At 72.7% G+C, this 14,473-nt stretch carries 14 protein-coding genes; 9 read left to right on the forward strand and 5 right to left on the reverse strand.

The features are described from left to right. Positions 1–64: 64 nt before the first annotated feature. Positions 65–502, forward strand: coding sequence for a gamma-glutamylcyclotransferase family protein (locus FNX44_RS14395; protein WP_143648628.1), 438 nt, complete (start codon positions 65–67; stop codon positions 500–502). A 117-nt stretch (positions 503–619) separates the two neighbouring features. On the opposite strand, the gene FNX44_RS14400 is transcribed toward FNX44_RS14395, so the two are convergent. Beyond that, on the reverse strand, positions 620–988 hold the full coding sequence (locus FNX44_RS14400; RefSeq protein ID WP_143648629.1) for a DUF952 domain-containing protein: 369 nt from the start codon (positions 986–988) through the stop codon (positions 620–622). A 228-nt stretch (positions 989–1,216) separates the two neighbouring features. On the opposite strand from FNX44_RS14400, the gene FNX44_RS14405 reads away from it, so the two are divergent. Beyond that, complete coding sequence (locus tag FNX44_RS14405) at positions 1,217–2,026, forward strand: purine-nucleoside phosphorylase (RefSeq protein ID WP_143648630.1); 810 nt, start codon at positions 1,217–1,219, stop codon at positions 2,024–2,026. Positions 2,027–2,205: 179 nt separating this feature from the next. After that, positions 2,206–3,915, forward strand: a complete 1,710-nt coding sequence (locus tag FNX44_RS14410) for a phospho-sugar mutase (protein WP_407699146.1) — start codon at positions 2,206–2,208, stop codon at positions 3,913–3,915. A 48-nt stretch (positions 3,916–3,963) separates the two neighbouring features. Here the strand turns inward: FNX44_RS14410 and FNX44_RS14415 are convergent, their stop codons facing one another. Continuing rightward, positions 3,964–4,578 (reverse strand): PH domain-containing protein, encoded by a 615-nt coding sequence (locus FNX44_RS14415; protein WP_143648631.1) that lies wholly within the window; start codon positions 4,576–4,578, stop codon positions 3,964–3,966. Between the two features lie 173 nt (positions 4,579–4,751). Here FNX44_RS14415 and FNX44_RS14420 point away from each other — a divergent pair, with 173 nt between their 5' ends. From FNX44_RS14420 to FNX44_RS14435, 4 genes are all read left to right on the forward strand, one after another. Then, positions 4,752–6,062 (forward strand): sensor histidine kinase, encoded by a 1,311-nt coding sequence (locus FNX44_RS14420; protein ID WP_143648632.1) that lies wholly within the window; start codon positions 4,752–4,754, stop codon positions 6,060–6,062. Between the two features lie 180 nt (positions 6,063–6,242). Continuing rightward, positions 6,243–7,226: a deoxyribose-phosphate aldolase gene (gene deoC, locus FNX44_RS14425; protein WP_228449890.1), complete on the forward strand. Its 984-nt coding sequence runs from the start codon at positions 6,243–6,245 to the stop codon at positions 7,224–7,226. Positions 7,227–7,234: 8 nt separating this feature from the next. Further along, positions 7,235–8,665, forward strand: a complete 1,431-nt coding sequence (locus tag FNX44_RS14430) for an aldehyde dehydrogenase family protein (RefSeq protein ID WP_143648634.1) — start codon at positions 7,235–7,237, stop codon at positions 8,663–8,665. Then, positions 8,658–9,647 (forward strand): aldehyde dehydrogenase family protein, encoded by a 990-nt coding sequence (locus FNX44_RS14435; protein ID WP_143648635.1) that lies wholly within the window; start codon positions 8,658–8,660, stop codon positions 9,645–9,647. The genes FNX44_RS14430 and FNX44_RS14435 overlap by 8 nt, the downstream gene beginning before the upstream one ends. 220 nt (positions 9,648–9,867) lie before the next feature. Here the strand turns inward: FNX44_RS14435 and FNX44_RS14440 are convergent, their stop codons facing one another. Beyond that, entirely contained in the window at positions 9,868–10,704 is an 837-nt protein-coding gene (locus FNX44_RS14440) for a helix-turn-helix transcriptional regulator (RefSeq protein WP_143648636.1), read from the reverse strand. Positions 10,705–11,052: 348 nt separating this feature from the next. Here FNX44_RS14440 and FNX44_RS14445 point away from each other — a divergent pair, with 348 nt between their 5' ends. Further along, positions 11,053–12,324, forward strand: a complete 1,272-nt coding sequence (locus FNX44_RS14445; RefSeq protein WP_143648637.1) for a serine hydrolase domain-containing protein — start codon at positions 11,053–11,055, stop codon at positions 12,322–12,324. A gap of 193 nt (positions 12,325–12,517) precedes the next feature. Here the strand turns inward: FNX44_RS14445 and FNX44_RS14450 are convergent, their stop codons facing one another. Further along, positions 12,518–12,859, reverse strand: coding sequence for a hypothetical protein (locus FNX44_RS14450; protein WP_143648638.1), 342 nt, complete (start codon positions 12,857–12,859; stop codon positions 12,518–12,520). Between the two features lie 156 nt (positions 12,860–13,015). Here FNX44_RS14450 and FNX44_RS14455 point away from each other — a divergent pair, with 156 nt between their 5' ends. Beyond that, positions 13,016–13,633 carry a uridine kinase family protein gene (locus FNX44_RS14455; protein WP_323369345.1) on the forward strand — a complete coding sequence of 206 codons (618 nt, stop codon included), beginning with the start codon at positions 13,016–13,018 and terminating at the stop codon, positions 13,631–13,633. Positions 13,634–13,849: 216 nt separating this feature from the next. On the opposite strand, the gene FNX44_RS14460 is transcribed toward FNX44_RS14455, so the two are convergent. Beyond that, entirely contained in the window at positions 13,850–14,437 is a 588-nt protein-coding gene (locus FNX44_RS14460) for a SigE family RNA polymerase sigma factor (protein WP_143648641.1), read from the reverse strand. Positions 14,438–14,473 lie beyond the last annotated feature (36 nt).

Raw genomic sequence — 14,473 nt, forward strand, 5'->3', positions numbered from 1 at the left:
TTCCGTGGCCGCGCCACCCTCCGCCACCACCCACCTCTCCCGCTCCTCCCGTACCCTCATAGCCATGTCGCTCTACGCCGCATACGCCGGGAACCTCGACGCCCGGCTGATGTCACGCCGGGCTCCGCACTCTCCGCTGCGGGGCACCGGCTGGGTCTCCGGTTGGCGGCTCACGTTCGGCGGCGAGCACATGGGCTGGGAAGGCGCGCTCGCGACGATCGTCGAGGCGCCCAGGTCGCAGGTCTTCGTCGCGCTGTACGACATCGCGCCGATGGACGAGGACGCCATGGACCGCTGGGAGGGCGTCGGGCTCGACATCTACCGGCGCATGCGGATCAAGGTGCACACACTGGACGGCGATCTGGCGGCGTGGGTGTACGTGCTCAACGGCTACGAGGGCGGGTTGCCGTCGCCCCGCTACCTGGGTGAGATCGCCGACGCCGCCGAGTCCGCCGGCGCGCCCCACGACTACATCACGGAACTCCGCAAACGCCCCTGCTGAGCGGCCGGACACGGTCGGCGGGAACGCCGACGGTCTCGGGCCGGGCGGTTCCGCCGCCCCGGGGCCTGGGCGGTTCCGCCGCCGTGCCTGCCCGGTCGCGACCGGCGCCGGATGACGTCAGTGGCCGCTACCGGGGGTCAGCCGCGTCGCGTGCCCTTCCTCGTCGCGCTCGATCTCCATGACCCGTGTCACCGCGTCGCGGTTGATCTCGCCGTAGACGTGGGGGAAGAGCGTCGCACCGCGGGCTTCGGCGGCCGGTCGCCCGTCCGCCGTCTCCCAGCGGACCGGGGCGTCGAGTGCGTCCTCGTCGATCACGAGTGCCAGCAGCGGGCCTTCCACGTCGCGGAAGAGGGACGACACGACCGCGAGGGCGGTCGGCTCGTCGGGTGAGCAGTGCACGAACCCCTCATTCCGCAGCGAGGAGGGGGCGTAGGGGCGGTCGGGCGCGGCTAGCCAGTCGTCCGCCGCCATCGCGTGATAGATCATGCCCGATCCTCTCCCGGGTGACGGGGAGGAGGCCAACCGTCCGGCGCCCCACCGGCACGCACAATGGCCTGAACCTGCCATCAGGCGGCTGATCTGCGCGTTTCCGGACGGCGGCGAGGTTTCGGCAGATGGCACAAACCACAGGTTCCGACCGCCCTGGATTGTGGTTTCCGCCGTACTCACCCATCTGGTCTACGCGCGTAGGCAATCTCGCGCTACCCTCGTCGAGTGACTTCCGATATCTCCACCGACCCCCACCGGGCTGCCGACGCCGCAGCCGCCCGGCTGCGTGAGCTGACCGGCACCGAGACCCACGACGTCGCCCTGGTCATGGGCTCCGGCTGGGTGCCGGCCGCCGAGGCGCTCGGCGCGCCCGAGCAGGAGTTCCCGGTCACCGAGCTGCCGGGCTTCCCGCCGCCCGCCGTGGCCGGGCACGCCGGCAAGATCCGCTCCTACCGCCTGGGCGACAAGCGCGCGCTGGTCTTCCTCGGCCGGACGCACTACTACGAGGGCCGCGGCGTCGCCGCCGTGGCGCACGGTGTGCGTACGGCGGTGGCCGCCGGCTGCAAGACGATCGTCCTGACCAACGGTTGCGGCGGCCTGCGCGAGGGCATGCGTCCCGGTCAGCCCGTGCTGATCAGCGACCACCTCAACCTCACCGCCGCGTCGCCGATCGTCGGCGCGAACTTCGTCGACCTCACCGACCTGTACTCGCCGCGGCTGCGCGCGCTGTGCCAGGAGATCGACCCGACGCTCGAAGAGGGCGTGTACGTCCAGTTCCCCGGCCCGCACTACGAGACGCCGGCGGAGATCCACATGACCCGGGTGCTCGGCGGCGACCTGGTCGGCATGTCGACGGTCCTGGAGGCCATCGCGGCCCGTGAGGCCGGCGCCGAGGTGCTGGGCATCTCCCTGGTGACCAACCTCGCCGCCGGTATGACCGGCGAGCCGCTGAACCACGAGGAGGTCCTCCAGGCCGGCCGCGACTCGGCGGCCCGGATGGGCAGCCTGCTGGCCCAGGTGCTCGGCCGCATCTGACGCGAGCATCGCGAGCACGCGGCATCGCGAGCACGCAGCATCTCCCCCGCCGTCGCGTCCGGCGGGCCACGTCCGGAGCAACCGGCGTGCGCCCGACGGGCGCGACGGGCACATCTGCTGACGGGAGCCGCCGCCGTCCGTGGGCGCGGCCCCACACGACGCGCGAGAGGCGGACAACCGTGACGGTGCAGAACCAGGTGGTCGAGCGGGCCCGGGCCTGGCTGGCGGAGGACCCCGACCCGGACACGCGGGCGGAGCTCTCCGCGCTGCTGGCCGGCGCGGAGGCGGAGGGCCCGGACGGCGAGGCCGCCCTCGCGGAGCTGGCCGACCGGTTCACCGGCACGCTGCGCTTCGGCACCGCCGGACTGCGCGGCGAACTGGGCGCCGGCCCGATGCGGATGAACCGCGCGGTGGTCGTCCGGGCCGCCGCCGGACTGGCCGCGTACCTCCGCGAGCACGCGGAGCGGCCGGCCGGTTCACCGCCCGGGCTGGTCGTGGTCGGCTATGACGCCCGGTGCAAGAGCGCCGACTTCGCCCGCGACACCGCCGCCGTCATGACCGGTGCCGGGCTGCGCGCGGCGCTGCTGCCCAGGCCGCTGCCGACGCCGGTGCTGGCGTTCGCGATCCGGCACCTGGGCGCGGTCGCCGGCGTGACGGTGACCGCGAGCCACAACCCGCCCCGCGACAACGGCTACAAGGTCTACCTCGGCGACGGCGCCCAGATCGTGCCGCCGGCGGACGAGCTGATCGCGGCCGAGATCGACGCCGTCGGCGCGCTGGCGGACGTGCCGCTGGCGGAGGACGGCTGGCAGGTACTGGACGAGGACATCGTCCGCGCCTACCTGGACCGCGCGGTCACCGTCCTGGACCCGGCGTCGCCGCGCGACCTGCGGGTCGTGCACACCTCGCTGCACGGCGTCGGCGGTGACACGGTCGCCGCCGCGTTCGAGCTGGCCGGCTTCCCGCCGCTGGTACCGGTGCCCGAGCAGCAGGAGCCCGACCCGGACTTCCCCACGGTCGACTTCCCCAACCCCGAGGAGCCCGGCGCGATGGACCTGGCATACGCCACGGCCCGCACCGCCGCCCAGGACGCCCCGGTGGACCTGATCATCGCCAACGACCCGGACGCCGACCGCTGCGCGGTGGCCGTCCCCGACGCGGACAACGCCGACGGCTGGCGGATGCTGCACGGCGACGAGGTCGGCGCGCTGCTCGCCGAACACCTCGTGCGCAAGGGCGCGCGGGGCACGTTCGCCGAGTCGATCGTCTCCTCCAGCCTGCTGGGCCGCATCGCGGCGGCGGCCGGCGTGGATCACACGGAGACGCTCACCGGCTTCAAGTGGATCTCCCGCGCCCCCGGCCTGCGCTACGGGTACGAGGAGGCGCTGGGCTACTGCGTCGACCCGGACGGCGTACGGGACAAGGACGGCGTCACCGCCGCCCTGCTCGTCGCCGAGCTGGCCGCCGCACAGCGCGCCGAGGGTCGCACGCTCACGGACCTGCTCGACGAGCTGGCCGTCCGGCACGGCCTGCACGCCACCGACCAGCTTTCCGTACGGGTGCGGGACCTCTCCCTGATCGCCGCCGCGATGCGCCGCCTCCGGGAGGAGCCGCCGACCGAGCTGGCCGGTCTGAAGGTCGTCTCCGCCGAGGACCTGAACGAGGGAGGCGGCGACCTGCCGCCGACCGACGGCCTGCGCTACGCCCTGCGCGGTGAGACCGACGCCCGGGTCATCGTCCGCCCCAGCGGCACCGAGCCCAAGCTCAAGTGCTACCTGGAGGTCGTCGTCCCGGTCGCCGACGCTGCGGCGCTGCCCGCCGCCCGCTCCCACGCCGCCGACGTCCTGGCACGGCTGAAGACCGACCTGTCCGCCGCAGCCGGCATCTGACCCGCCGGACAGTCCCTGACCGGCGGCGGGCACCCGGCCCGCCGCCGGTCAGGCGGTGAGGAGGAGTACCGCGAGGGCGAGGGCGCCGGCGGCCGCGGGGGCGATGATCTCGTAGGCCCAGCGCACGGTCGGCGTCCCGGTCTTCTTCGCGTGGCGCTCGGCGAGTTCGCGCAGTTCCTCGACGGTCCGGTCGGAGGGGGCCTGGCGCGGCCCCTGGTCGGCGTCCACACTGCCCAGACCGAGCACGCCGCGCGGGGGGCGGCCGGACTCCAGACGCTGGTTGTGCCGGTTGGCCTTCTTCCGTTCGCGCAGCGAGACGGGGATCGACCACAGCTGGTACTTCACGCCGTCGGCGACGACCTCGCAGGAGTAGGCGGCCCGGATCAGCTCGATCGACCCCCAGGGGAGGGTGATCGTGCGGAACGGGTTGCGCACCCGAAGCCGCTCGGCGCCCGCGTAGACGGCGGGTCGCAGGGTGAAGGCGACGATCAGCGGCACCGCGCAGAGCAGCGCGGCGGCCGCGACCGCCGGGGTGCGGCCCTCGCCGCGCAGGAGCGCGTCGCCGCCCAGCCAGGCGGCCAGACCGAGCAGCAGCACACCGCCGGCGAGCGCGCCGCCCGAGCGGTAACAGCGGTCGGCGTACACGGGCTCCGGTGAGGTCATGCGGTTGATTGTGCCGCACGGCCCGACGGGCGGGCACGGCGAGGAACCCGTGCGTTGCGGACGGCTTCCGGTCGGGCGTCCGCGGTCGCGCACATGTCACGGGCGCGTACGTCGAAACGGCCGGCGGAGTTCCGGTTAAATGGTCTGCCGAGCTTTGGCCAAGGGAGATACCAGTGATCCGGTTGTCCGACGTCCGGAAGGGACGGCCCGGACGCTTCCTCGGGCGGCGTCTGCTCACGCTCTCCCCCCGCACCGAGAACCTGCTGGTCCTGTGCCCGTCGGCGCTCGAACTGCTGACGATCCTGTCCTTCGCCTCGGCATGGGAGATCGCCACGCACACCGCGACTGTCGCCGCGCTGCTGCTGCGGCGCCGCTGGCCGTTCGTGGTGCTGCTGCTGACGCTGCCGGTGGCGTTCTCCGGCTATCTGCTGATCGCGCCGATGGCGGCGCTGTACCAGGTGGCGAAGGACGTGCCGAACCCGAGGCTCGTCGCGTTCGGCGCGCTGCTGCTGTTCGCGGCCGGGCTCGGACCGTGGCTGCCCACCGCCGAGGAGCCGTTCTCCTACGAGGACGGGCTGTTCGGCCTGCTGTCGGCGGCGATGCTCAGCGCAGGTCCGACGGCGGTGGGACGGCTGCTGCGGACGCGCGGCGAGCTGTCCGAACGGCTGGCCGACCTGGCCCGCACGCAGGAACGCGAGCGGCAGCTGCTGGCGGAACGCGCGGTCGCGGAGGAGCGGGCGCGGCTGGCCAGGGAGATGCACGACGTGGTATCGCACAAGGTGAGCATGATCTGTGTGCAGGCCGGGGCGCTGCAGGTGACCACGGCCGAGCCGAACAGTCGGGAGATCGCGGGCACGGTGCGCCGGCTGAGCGTCGACACCCTTGAGGAGCTGCGGCACCTGGTGGGCGTGCTGCGGTCGGCCCGGGAGGAGCCGGGGCTGGCGGACGTGGCCGCGCTGGTGGAGACCAGCGGGCTGGACGCCCGGTTGGAGACGGACGTACCGGTCGGCGACCGTGGGCGCGGTGCCGGCGACGCCGACTCCGGCACGGACGACTCCGGAGCGGGCGCCGTCGGGGCGGGCGCCGTCGGGGCGCGTGGCGCTCGCGGGTGCTGCTGGTCGGCGGACGTGCAGCGGGCGGCGTACCGGACGGTGCAGGAGGCGTTGACCAACGTCCGCAAGTACGCGCCGGAGTCGACGGTCGTCGTGCGGCTGGACGTCGTGGAGCACGGCGGTGAGTCGGCGGGGGCGCTGCGGGTCGAGGTGCGCAACAGCGCGCCCGCCTGTCCGTCGTCGGCCGACCGCCGGTCCGGTCTGCCGACGGGCGGTCACGGGCTCACCGGGCTGCGGGAGCGGGCGGAGTTGCTGGGCGGCCGGCTCGACGCGGGGCCGGCGGAGGACGGCGGCTTCCGCGTGGCGGCCGTACTGCCGGCCGGCGGCCGCCAGAGCCGCGCCGTGGACGTCGTGAATCCGGGTAGCGCCTGATTCCCGGGCCGTAAACCGGACCGACCGTAAACCGGACCGGCCGTCATCCGGACCGGCCGTCATCCCGGCCGATCGGATTCGGCCATGGCTCCACGGCCGAATCCGCCCCGTGGCCGTGGCTCATCTTCGCCCCGGGGGATGACAGGCCGCTACGCGCGTAGATATGCTCGTCTGGTGACCATGCCCTCCGTGACATCCACACCCACCGCAGGGACCGCCGCGCTGGCCGACGCCACCGCGTCCGACGCCGCGCTGCGCCGCTTCCTCCACGGCCTGCCCGGTGTCGACGCGGTCGGGCTGGAGGCCCGCGCCGCCATGCTCGGCACCCGATCCATCAAGACGACGGCCAAGGCGTACGCCATCGATCTGGCGATCTCCATGATCGACCTGACGACGCTGGAAGGCGCCGACACCGCCGGCAAGGTCCGGTCGCTGTCGGCCAAGGGCCGCCGTCCCGACCCGACCGACCCGGAAACCCCGAAGGTCGCCGCGATCTGCGTCTATCCGGACATGGTCGCGACCGCGAAGGAGGCCCTGGCCGGCAGCGGCGTCAAGGTCGCCTCGGTCGCCACCGCGTTCCCGGCCGGCCGTGCCGCGCTGCCGGTCAAGCTGGCCGACACCCGCGACGCGGTCGCCGCCGGCGCCGACGAGATCGACATGGTGATCGACCGCGGCGCCTTCCTCTCCGGCCGCTACCTGCAGGTCTTCGAGGAGATCAGGGCCGTGAAGGAGGCGTGCGCCCGCGAGGACGGCAGCGCCGCCCGGCTCAAGGTCATCTTCGAGACCGGCGAGCTGTCCACGTACGACAACATCCGCCGCGCGTGCTGGCTGGCGATGCTCGCCGGCGCCGACTTCATCAAGACCTCCACCGGCAAGGTCGGCGTCAACGCCACCCCGCCGAACACGCTGCTGCTGATGGAGGCCGCCCGCGACTTCCACGCCGCGACCGGCACCCGGATCGGGGTGAAGCCGGCCGGCGGTATCCGCACCACCAAGGACGCCGTCAAGTACCTCGTGATGGTGAACGAGACGCTCGGCGAGGACTGGCTGAGCAACGAGTGGTTCCGCTTCGGCGCGTCCAGCCTGCTGAACGACCTGCTCATGCAGCGCCAGAAGCTGCGCACCGGGCGCTACTCCGGTCCCGACTACGTGACGGTGGACTAAGGGCAATCATGGCTTTTGAATACGCACCCGCACCCGAGTCCCGGGCGGTCGTCGACATCAGGCCCACCTACGGGCTCTTCATCGACGGCGAGTTCCGCGACGCCGCCGACGGCAAGGTCTTCAAGACCGTCTCCCCGTCCACCGAGGAGGTGCTGGCCGAGGTCGCCGACGCCGGCGCCGCCGACGTGGACGCGGCCGTCGCCGCCGCCCGCCGCGCCTTCGGGCCCTGGTCGGCGCTGCCCGGCGCCGAGCGCGGCAAGTACCTGTACCGCATCGCGCGGATCATCCAGGAGCGCTCGCGCGAGCTGGCCGTCCTGGAGACGCTGGACAACGGCAAGCCGATCCGGGAGACCCGGGACGCCGACCTGCCGCTCGTCGCCGCGCACTTCTTCTACTACGCCGGCTGGGCCGACAAGCTCAAGCACGCCGGGTTCGGCCCCGAGCCGCGCCCGCTGGGCGTGGCCGGCCAGGTCATCCCGTGGAACTTCCCGCTGCTGATGCTGGCGTGGAAGATCGCCCCGGCGCTGGCCACCGGCAACACCGTGGTGCTCAAGCCCGCCGAGACGACACCGCTGTCCGCGTTGTTCTTCGCCGACATCTGTCGCCAGGCCGGGCTGCCGAAGGGCGTGGTGAACATCCTGACCGGCGACGGCCGGGCGGGCGCCGCGCTCGTCGCGCACGAGGGCGTCGACAAGGTGGCCTTCACCGGCTCCACCGCCGTCGGCAAGGAGATCGCCCGCACGGTCGCCGGCACCCGCAAGAAGGTCACGCTGGAACTCGGCGGCAAGGGCGCCAACATCGTCTTCGACGACGCGCCGATCGACCAGGCCGTCGAGGGCATCGTCAACGGCATCTTCTTCAACCAGGGTCAGGTCTGCTGCGCGGGCTCCCGCCTGCTGGTCCAGGAGTCGATCCAGGACGAGCTGCTGGACTCCCTGAAGCGGCGGCTGGCCACGCTGCGCGTCGGCGACCCGCTGGACAAGAACACCGACGTCGGGGCCATCAACTCCGCCGAGCAGCTGGCGCGGATCACCGCGCTCGCCGAGACCGGTGAGGCCGAGGGCGCCGAGCGCTGGTCGGCGCCGTGTGAACTGCCCGACTCCGGCTACTGGTTCGCGCCGACGCTGTTCACCGGCGTCAGCCAGGCGCACACGGTCGCCCGCGAGGAGATCTTCGGCCCGGTGCTGTCCGTGCTCACCTTCCGCACCCCCGACGAGGCGGTCGCCAAGGCGAACAACACGCCCTACGGCCTGTCCGCCGGCATCTGGACCGAGAAGGGTTCGCGCATCCTCGCGGTCGCGAACAAGCTGCGGGCCGGCGTCGTCTGGGCGAACACGTTCAACAAGTTCGACCCGACCTCGCCGTTCGGCGGATACAAGGAGTCGGGCTCCGGCCGCGAGGGCGGCCGCCACGGTCTGGAGGCGTACCTCGATGTCTGAGCAGGACGAGCGGGCCACGAAGGCGGCCGGGAAGGCCGCGAAGACAAAGCCGAAGGCAAAAGGCGCCAAGGCCGGTGCGGCGGCGGAGGTCACCGCCACCGGGCGGCTGAGCGTGCTCAAGACCTACAAGCTCTTCGTCGGGGGCAAGTTCCCCCGCTCGGAGAGCGGACGGGTGTACGAGGTGACGGACTCCGAGGGCAACTGGCTGGCCAACGCACCGCTGGCGTCCCGCAAGGACGCCCGGGACGCGGTCGTCGCGGCGCGCAAGGCGTTCGGCGGCTGGTCCGGCGCCACCGCGTACAACCGGGGCCAGGTGCTCTACCGCGTCGCGGAGATGCTGGAGGGCCGCCGCGAGCAGTTCGTCGGCGAGGTCGCCGACGCCGAGGGGCTGTCCCGGGCGAAGGCCGCCGAGCAGGTGGACGCCGCCGTCGACCGCTGGGTCTGGTACGCGGGCTGGACCGACAAGGTCGCACAGGTCGCGGGCGGCGCGAACCCGGTCGCCGGGCCCTACTTCAACCTCTCCACACCCGAACCGACGGGTATCGTCGCGGTGCTGGCGCCGCAGGACTCCTCGTTCCTCGGCCTGGTCTCGGTGCTCGCACCCGCCATCGCGACGGGCAACACGGTCGTCGCGGTCGCCGCCGAGCGGGCCCCGCTGCCGGCGCTCTCGCTCGCCGAGGTGCTGGCCACCTCAGACGTGCCGGGCGGTGTGGTCAACCTGCTCTCCGGCCGCGCCGCCGAACTCGGCCCGCCGCTCGCCGCGCACCAGGACGTGAACGCGATCGACCTCACGGGCGCCGACGCCGAGCTCGCACGCGAGCTGGAGATCGCCGCCGCCGACAACCTCAAGCGCGTGGTACGCCCCGGCCTCACCTCCGACTGGGCCGTCGAGCCGGGCCTCGAACGGATGCTGGCCTACCTGGAGACCAAGACCGTCTGGCACCCCACCGGCAGCCTCGGCGCGGCGGGCTCCGCCTACTGAGGCGCCTCCTCGCCGACACACGTACGTCGGCCTTCGAACCGGCCCTGCTCCCCTGCCGTCCGGGGAGCAGGGCCGCCGCATGTTTCGGTGAAACCACAGCACACAGCTGTACATTTCTGCACACCACAGTGTGTGACTGAGCCCTACCCGATGACCACGGCCCGGGCCGACTTCGGCTCTGAGCTCCTGGCCGCCAGGCAGGCGGCCAGGGCCTCCCGCCTTAGCGCGAACGCGAGTTGACCGGCCCCGAGTCAGGGGCCGCGCCCGACGGGCCGGCCGACACGGGAAGCAGGCCCGCGTCCTGGGCGCGCAGCACCGCGCTGAGCCGGTCCGCGGCCCCGAGCTTCCGGTACAGCGCGTTGAGGTGCTTGTGGACGGTGCGCGGCGAGATTCCCAGCCTGCGTCCGATCACCTCGGCGGTCAGCCCCGTGGCCAGCAGGTGCAGCACGTTCGTTTCGCGCGGGGTAAGCGGCACCGCCAAGGCGTGGTTGGCCTGCCGCCTGCGCTCGCTGCCGGTGGACGCACGCAGCGCCGTCAGGAGAGACCGGTGGGCCGTCGCGGCCTTGAGCAGTGGCTGGACGCGTGCGGCGTAGCGCTCGTCGTGCCGTGAGAAGTCGCCGCCTGCCCGGTGCACCAGGAACCCGCTGACGTGCGGCCCGCTGCTCGGCAACGGCAGGCCGAACACGTGCCGGGTACCGAACGCCTGGCGGAGAGCATCGGCGGTCGGACTGTTCTGCCACGTCCGCGCCCCCACCACACGTGCGGCACTCTGCGGCGCCCAGTCGGCACCGGCCCCGTAGCGGTCGATGAAGGGGTACCCCGAACGGATGTGGGCCTGCACCGAGTCGCCACCGACGCCGACTTCCGACGGTCGTCTCGGGGACCGGATCACCACATCACCCTGCTCCCGCGTCCAGGGCACCTCCTTGACCACGATCAGCTCCCCGTCGAGAGCCGCGAGCAGTTCGTCGGTGAGCAACGGCCAGACGGCCTCAGGGGCCTCGGTGCTCATCACCCCGACCGCCAGGTCAAGCATGCGTGCGTACCGATCCGGCATGACGACTTCCCCCGACGTCCCCGTGACAGTGCGCCTTTCACCTTAACCCGCGGTTGTCCATACGCACTTCTCCCCATGGTCCGGCGCAGTGCGCTCCCGCCACGATCGGCTCAGGGCGGTCCGCGGGGGTCGGCCGGTCCCACGGGGGAGGACGCGTCCTCAGCTCCGCCCGGGCCGTGGAGAGCGGCCGGGCGGAGCCGGACCGTCCGGACGCGTAACCCCTTGGGCGGAGAGACGTTCCAGCTGTTTGGTGCTCCCCCTCCACGGCGCCCGTGGCCGATCACCGTCGCCGTACCAATCCAGCCGTACCAGTCCAGCCGTACCTGTCCGATCGAACAAGAACCGAGGATGACCGTGCCTTTGTCGTCACACCGCCGTCTGACCGTGAGTGCGGCTCTGATCGCCGCTCTCGCCGGTGCTCTCACTCCCGTCACCACCGCCTCCGCGGCCCCCACGGCCTCAGCGGCCCCCGCCGCCACCCGGACGCCCGCGCCAGACATGGCCGGCGTCGTCGCTGCTCTCGAGTCCGCGATGGCCAACGGGGCGCCGGGGGCGATGGCCCGCTACTCCGGCCCGGACGGGACCAGGGCACGGGCGGTCGGTGTCCGTGATCGGGAGTCGGGCGCGGCCATGGACACCCGGGCGCGGTTCCGGATCGGCAGCGTCAGCAAGACGTTCTCCAGCGTCGTGCTGCTCCAACTGGTCGAAGAGGGCCGCCTGAAGCTGGACGCGCCCGTCAACAGGTATCTCGAAGGACTGCTGCCCGACGACCGGATCACGGTCCGTCACCTCCTCACCCATCGCAGTGGCTTGGCCGACTACACCGACGCCATGTTCGACCAGACCGTGCCGGGCTTCGAGGCGGTACGCAACCGCGTGTTCAGCTACCGGGAACTGCTCGACCTCTCCCTCGCCGAACCCCGGACCACCGAGCCCGGTGCCGCGTACAAGTACTCGAACGCCAACTTCGTCGTCGTCGGCATGCTGATCGAGAAGCTGACAGGACGCCCGGTGGCCGACGCCTACCAGCGTCGCGTCATCAAGCCGCTGGGGCTGCGCGACACCGCCTACGTCCACCCCGACACGCGCATCAAGGGCACACACGTGCGCGGCTATCTGCACCCCGACGAGGCCGGTGCGCCACTCGTCGACTCCACCGAGCAGACCGTGTCCTGGGCGCAGTCCGCAGGCGCCGTCATCTCCAACACCGCAGACCTCAACACCTTCACCGGGGCCCTGATGCGCGGCCGACTGCTGTCCCCGGCAACGCTGGAGGCGATGACCACGGTCACGCCCACGGACGCCACCGGCACCCGGTTCTACGGCCTCGGTCTGCGCCGCTACGACCTGTCCTGCGGCACCCAGGTGTACGGGCACACCGGCACCGTCCAGGGCTTCTACACCTACGCCTTCTCCACCCGCGACGGCCGCCGCAGCCTCTCGGCGCTGGCCAACACTTCCAACCGCGGCTCCGCGAACACCGCTCTGGGCGGCACCCTGGAGGCCGCCTTCTGCGGCAAGAAGCCGGCACCCGCCTCGACCGCGCGTTCCACGGCGCCCTCCGGCGTCTCTGCCGACGCACCGCTACCCGCCGAGCGTGACCTGCCCGAGCGCCACTGAGGTCCGGCACGGCCGGCCGACCCGCCGGAACTCGTCGGCCGGCCCTCGCCTCGGGCTTTCGACGAAGCAGGTTGTCACAGGAGTGGCCGCGCAACCGAGAAGCGCCTCTGACCTGCAAGGACGCGGAGGAACCGGGTCCGGGGTGGAGCCCCGGGACCGGGAGGGGAGGAGCCGGGGAGGCTACTCCGCCGGCTCAGCGGCCCGGGAGGTCGGTGGCGCGGCCGACGAGGTCGGAGAGGTTGGAGCCGGAGGAGAGGGGCTCTGTGAGGGCTGTGGTGGTGATCGGTTGGAAGTCGGCGATCTGGGTGCCGACGCCGTTGTCCAGCGGGTCGACGCCGGTCTTGGCCAGCGGGTGCAGCTGGAGGTTGGTGAACGGCGCGACGGCGTGGCCCAAGGAGCCGACCGGGTCGTCGACGATCGCCGCCTGTGCGGCCCCGGCGGCGGAGAGTGCCACGCCGGCCGCGGCGGACAGGGTGACACCGGCGCGCAGCAGGCGCGGGGCGGCGGGGCGGGCGTGACGGGGGCGCGAGGCCATGCGGAATGCCACCTTCGAGGGTCGGGTCCCGGCGCGACGCGAGGCGGCGCCGGATGGTCAGCGGTCGCCAACGGAGCGTAGTCGAGTGGGGAGTTTCTTCACATTCCATGTCCCTGGTGGTCACCCGGACGAAGGAATGCGGGACAATGCTGTTCCGTGACCGTCTCCGCTCGCGTGATCCTGCTGACCGGCCCCTCCGGCTCCGGAAAGTCCTCCCTCGCCGCCCGCACCGGGCTACCGGTGCTTCGGCTCGACGACTTCTACAAGGACGCGGGCGACCCGACCCTGCCGCTCCTCGCCGACGGGTCGACCGACTGGGACCACGTCGACTCCTGGGACTCCGCCGCCGCCGTCGCGGCGATCGGCGAACTCTGCTCCGAGGGTCGGACGTTCGCCCCGGTCTACGACATCTCCACCTCCGCCCGCACGGGCGGGGGCGAGCTGCGGCTCGGCGGCGCGCCGGTGTTCATCGCGGAGGGCATCTTCGCGGCGGACATCGCCGCCCGTTGCGCGGATGCCGGGTTGCTGGCGGACGCGCTCTGCCTGCGCGGCCGTCCGTCGACGACCTTCCGGCGGCGGTTGCTGCGGGACGTGCGGGAGGGGCGCAAGTCGCTTCCGGTACTGGTGCGGCGCGGCTGGCGGCTGATGCGCGCCGAGCCGGGCATCGTGCGCCGGCACGCGGCGCTGGGCGCGCGCCCCTGCCGCAAGCAGGAGGCGCTGGCCGCCATCGCCGCAGCCGAACGTACCGGCGGCCGCACCCCCAGCGTCGTCTGAGCGGCGGCGTCGTCTGAGCGGCGACGTCTGAGCGGCGACGTCGACGGGAAAACGGAGGAGGCGTGGACCCGACCAGACCCCCCGGCCGGCCGCGTCCACGCCTCGTTTTCCCCTGTCCCCTTTTCCCATCCCCTCGGGTTTCCCCGCTTTGCCGCTCTCCCCAGAGCGGCTGGTGCCGCTCCCCCCATGGAGCGGCCCCCGGCTTCGCCGGACCGGTCAGGCGACCAGTTCGCCGAAGCACTCCTGCTGGTCCCGGCCGAAGGCCAGCACCTCGTCGTCACGCAGTCGCCGCAGCGACCGCCAGATCCCGCTCTTCACGGTGCCGACGCTGATACCCAGGATCTCGGCGATCTCCGGGTCCGTGCGGCCCTCGTAGTAGCGCAGGACGAGCATCGTCCGGTGCAGCTCGGGCAGCCGGGCCAGGGCCTGCCACAGGACGGTGCGCAGTTCGGTGCCGCGCATCGCGTCGCTCTGGCCGGTGGCCGGCGGCTCGGGCAGTTCCTCGGTCGGGTACTCGTTGAGCTTGCGGCGGCGCCACGCGCTGATGTGCAGGTTTGTCATCGTGCGCCGCAGGTAGCCGCCGACGGCGGCCTTGTCGCTGATCCGGTCCCACGCCCTGTAGGTGGAGAACAGCGCGTTCTGCAGCAGGTCCTCCGCCTCGAAGCGGTCGCCGGTCAGGTGGTAGGCGGTGGCGTACAGGGAGGCGCGGCGTTCGCGGACGTAGGCGACGAACTCCGCCTCCGACACGCCTTCCTGCCGCTCTCCCGTTGCCTCCCTGTCAACGCCTTCGCCCTGGCGGCCCACTCGGGCCGCCCGTTCCCCCGGATTCCCCCCACGGGC

It is taken from the genome of Streptomyces alkaliterrae (genome assembly GCF_007097205.2).
Lineage (GTDB): Bacteria > Actinomycetota > Actinomycetes > Streptomycetales > Streptomycetaceae > Streptomyces > Streptomyces alkaliterrae.

What these genes read in the sequence shown, in the direction of transcription:
- FNX44_RS14395 (WP_143648628.1), top strand. Translation starts at nt 65, where the DNA reads ATGTCGCTCTACGCCGCATACGCCGGGAACCTCGACGCCCGGCTGATG.
- FNX44_RS14400 (WP_143648629.1), bottom strand. Translation starts at nt 988, where the DNA reads ATGATCTATCACGCGATGGCGGCGGACGACTGGCTAGCCGCGCCCGAC.
- FNX44_RS14415 (WP_143648631.1), bottom strand. Translation starts at nt 4,578, where the DNA reads ATGACCTCACCGGAGCCCGTGTACGCCGACCGCTGTTACCGCTCGGGC.
- deoC (WP_228449890.1), top strand. Translation starts at nt 6,243, where the DNA reads ATGCCCTCCGTGACATCCACACCCACCGCAGGGACCGCCGCGCTGGCC.
- FNX44_RS14430 (WP_143648634.1), top strand. Translation starts at nt 7,235, where the DNA reads ATGGCTTTTGAATACGCACCCGCACCCGAGTCCCGGGCGGTCGTCGAC.
- FNX44_RS14435 (WP_143648635.1), top strand. Translation starts at nt 8,658, where the DNA reads ATGTCTGAGCAGGACGAGCGGGCCACGAAGGCGGCCGGGAAGGCCGCG.
- FNX44_RS14440 (WP_143648636.1), bottom strand. Translation starts at nt 10,704, where the DNA reads ATGCCGGATCGGTACGCACGCATGCTTGACCTGGCGGTCGGGGTGATG.
- FNX44_RS14445 (WP_143648637.1), top strand. Translation starts at nt 11,053, where the DNA reads ATGACCGTGCCTTTGTCGTCACACCGCCGTCTGACCGTGAGTGCGGCT.
- FNX44_RS14450 (WP_143648638.1), bottom strand. Translation starts at nt 12,859, where the DNA reads ATGGCCTCGCGCCCCCGTCACGCCCGCCCCGCCGCCCCGCGCCTGCTG.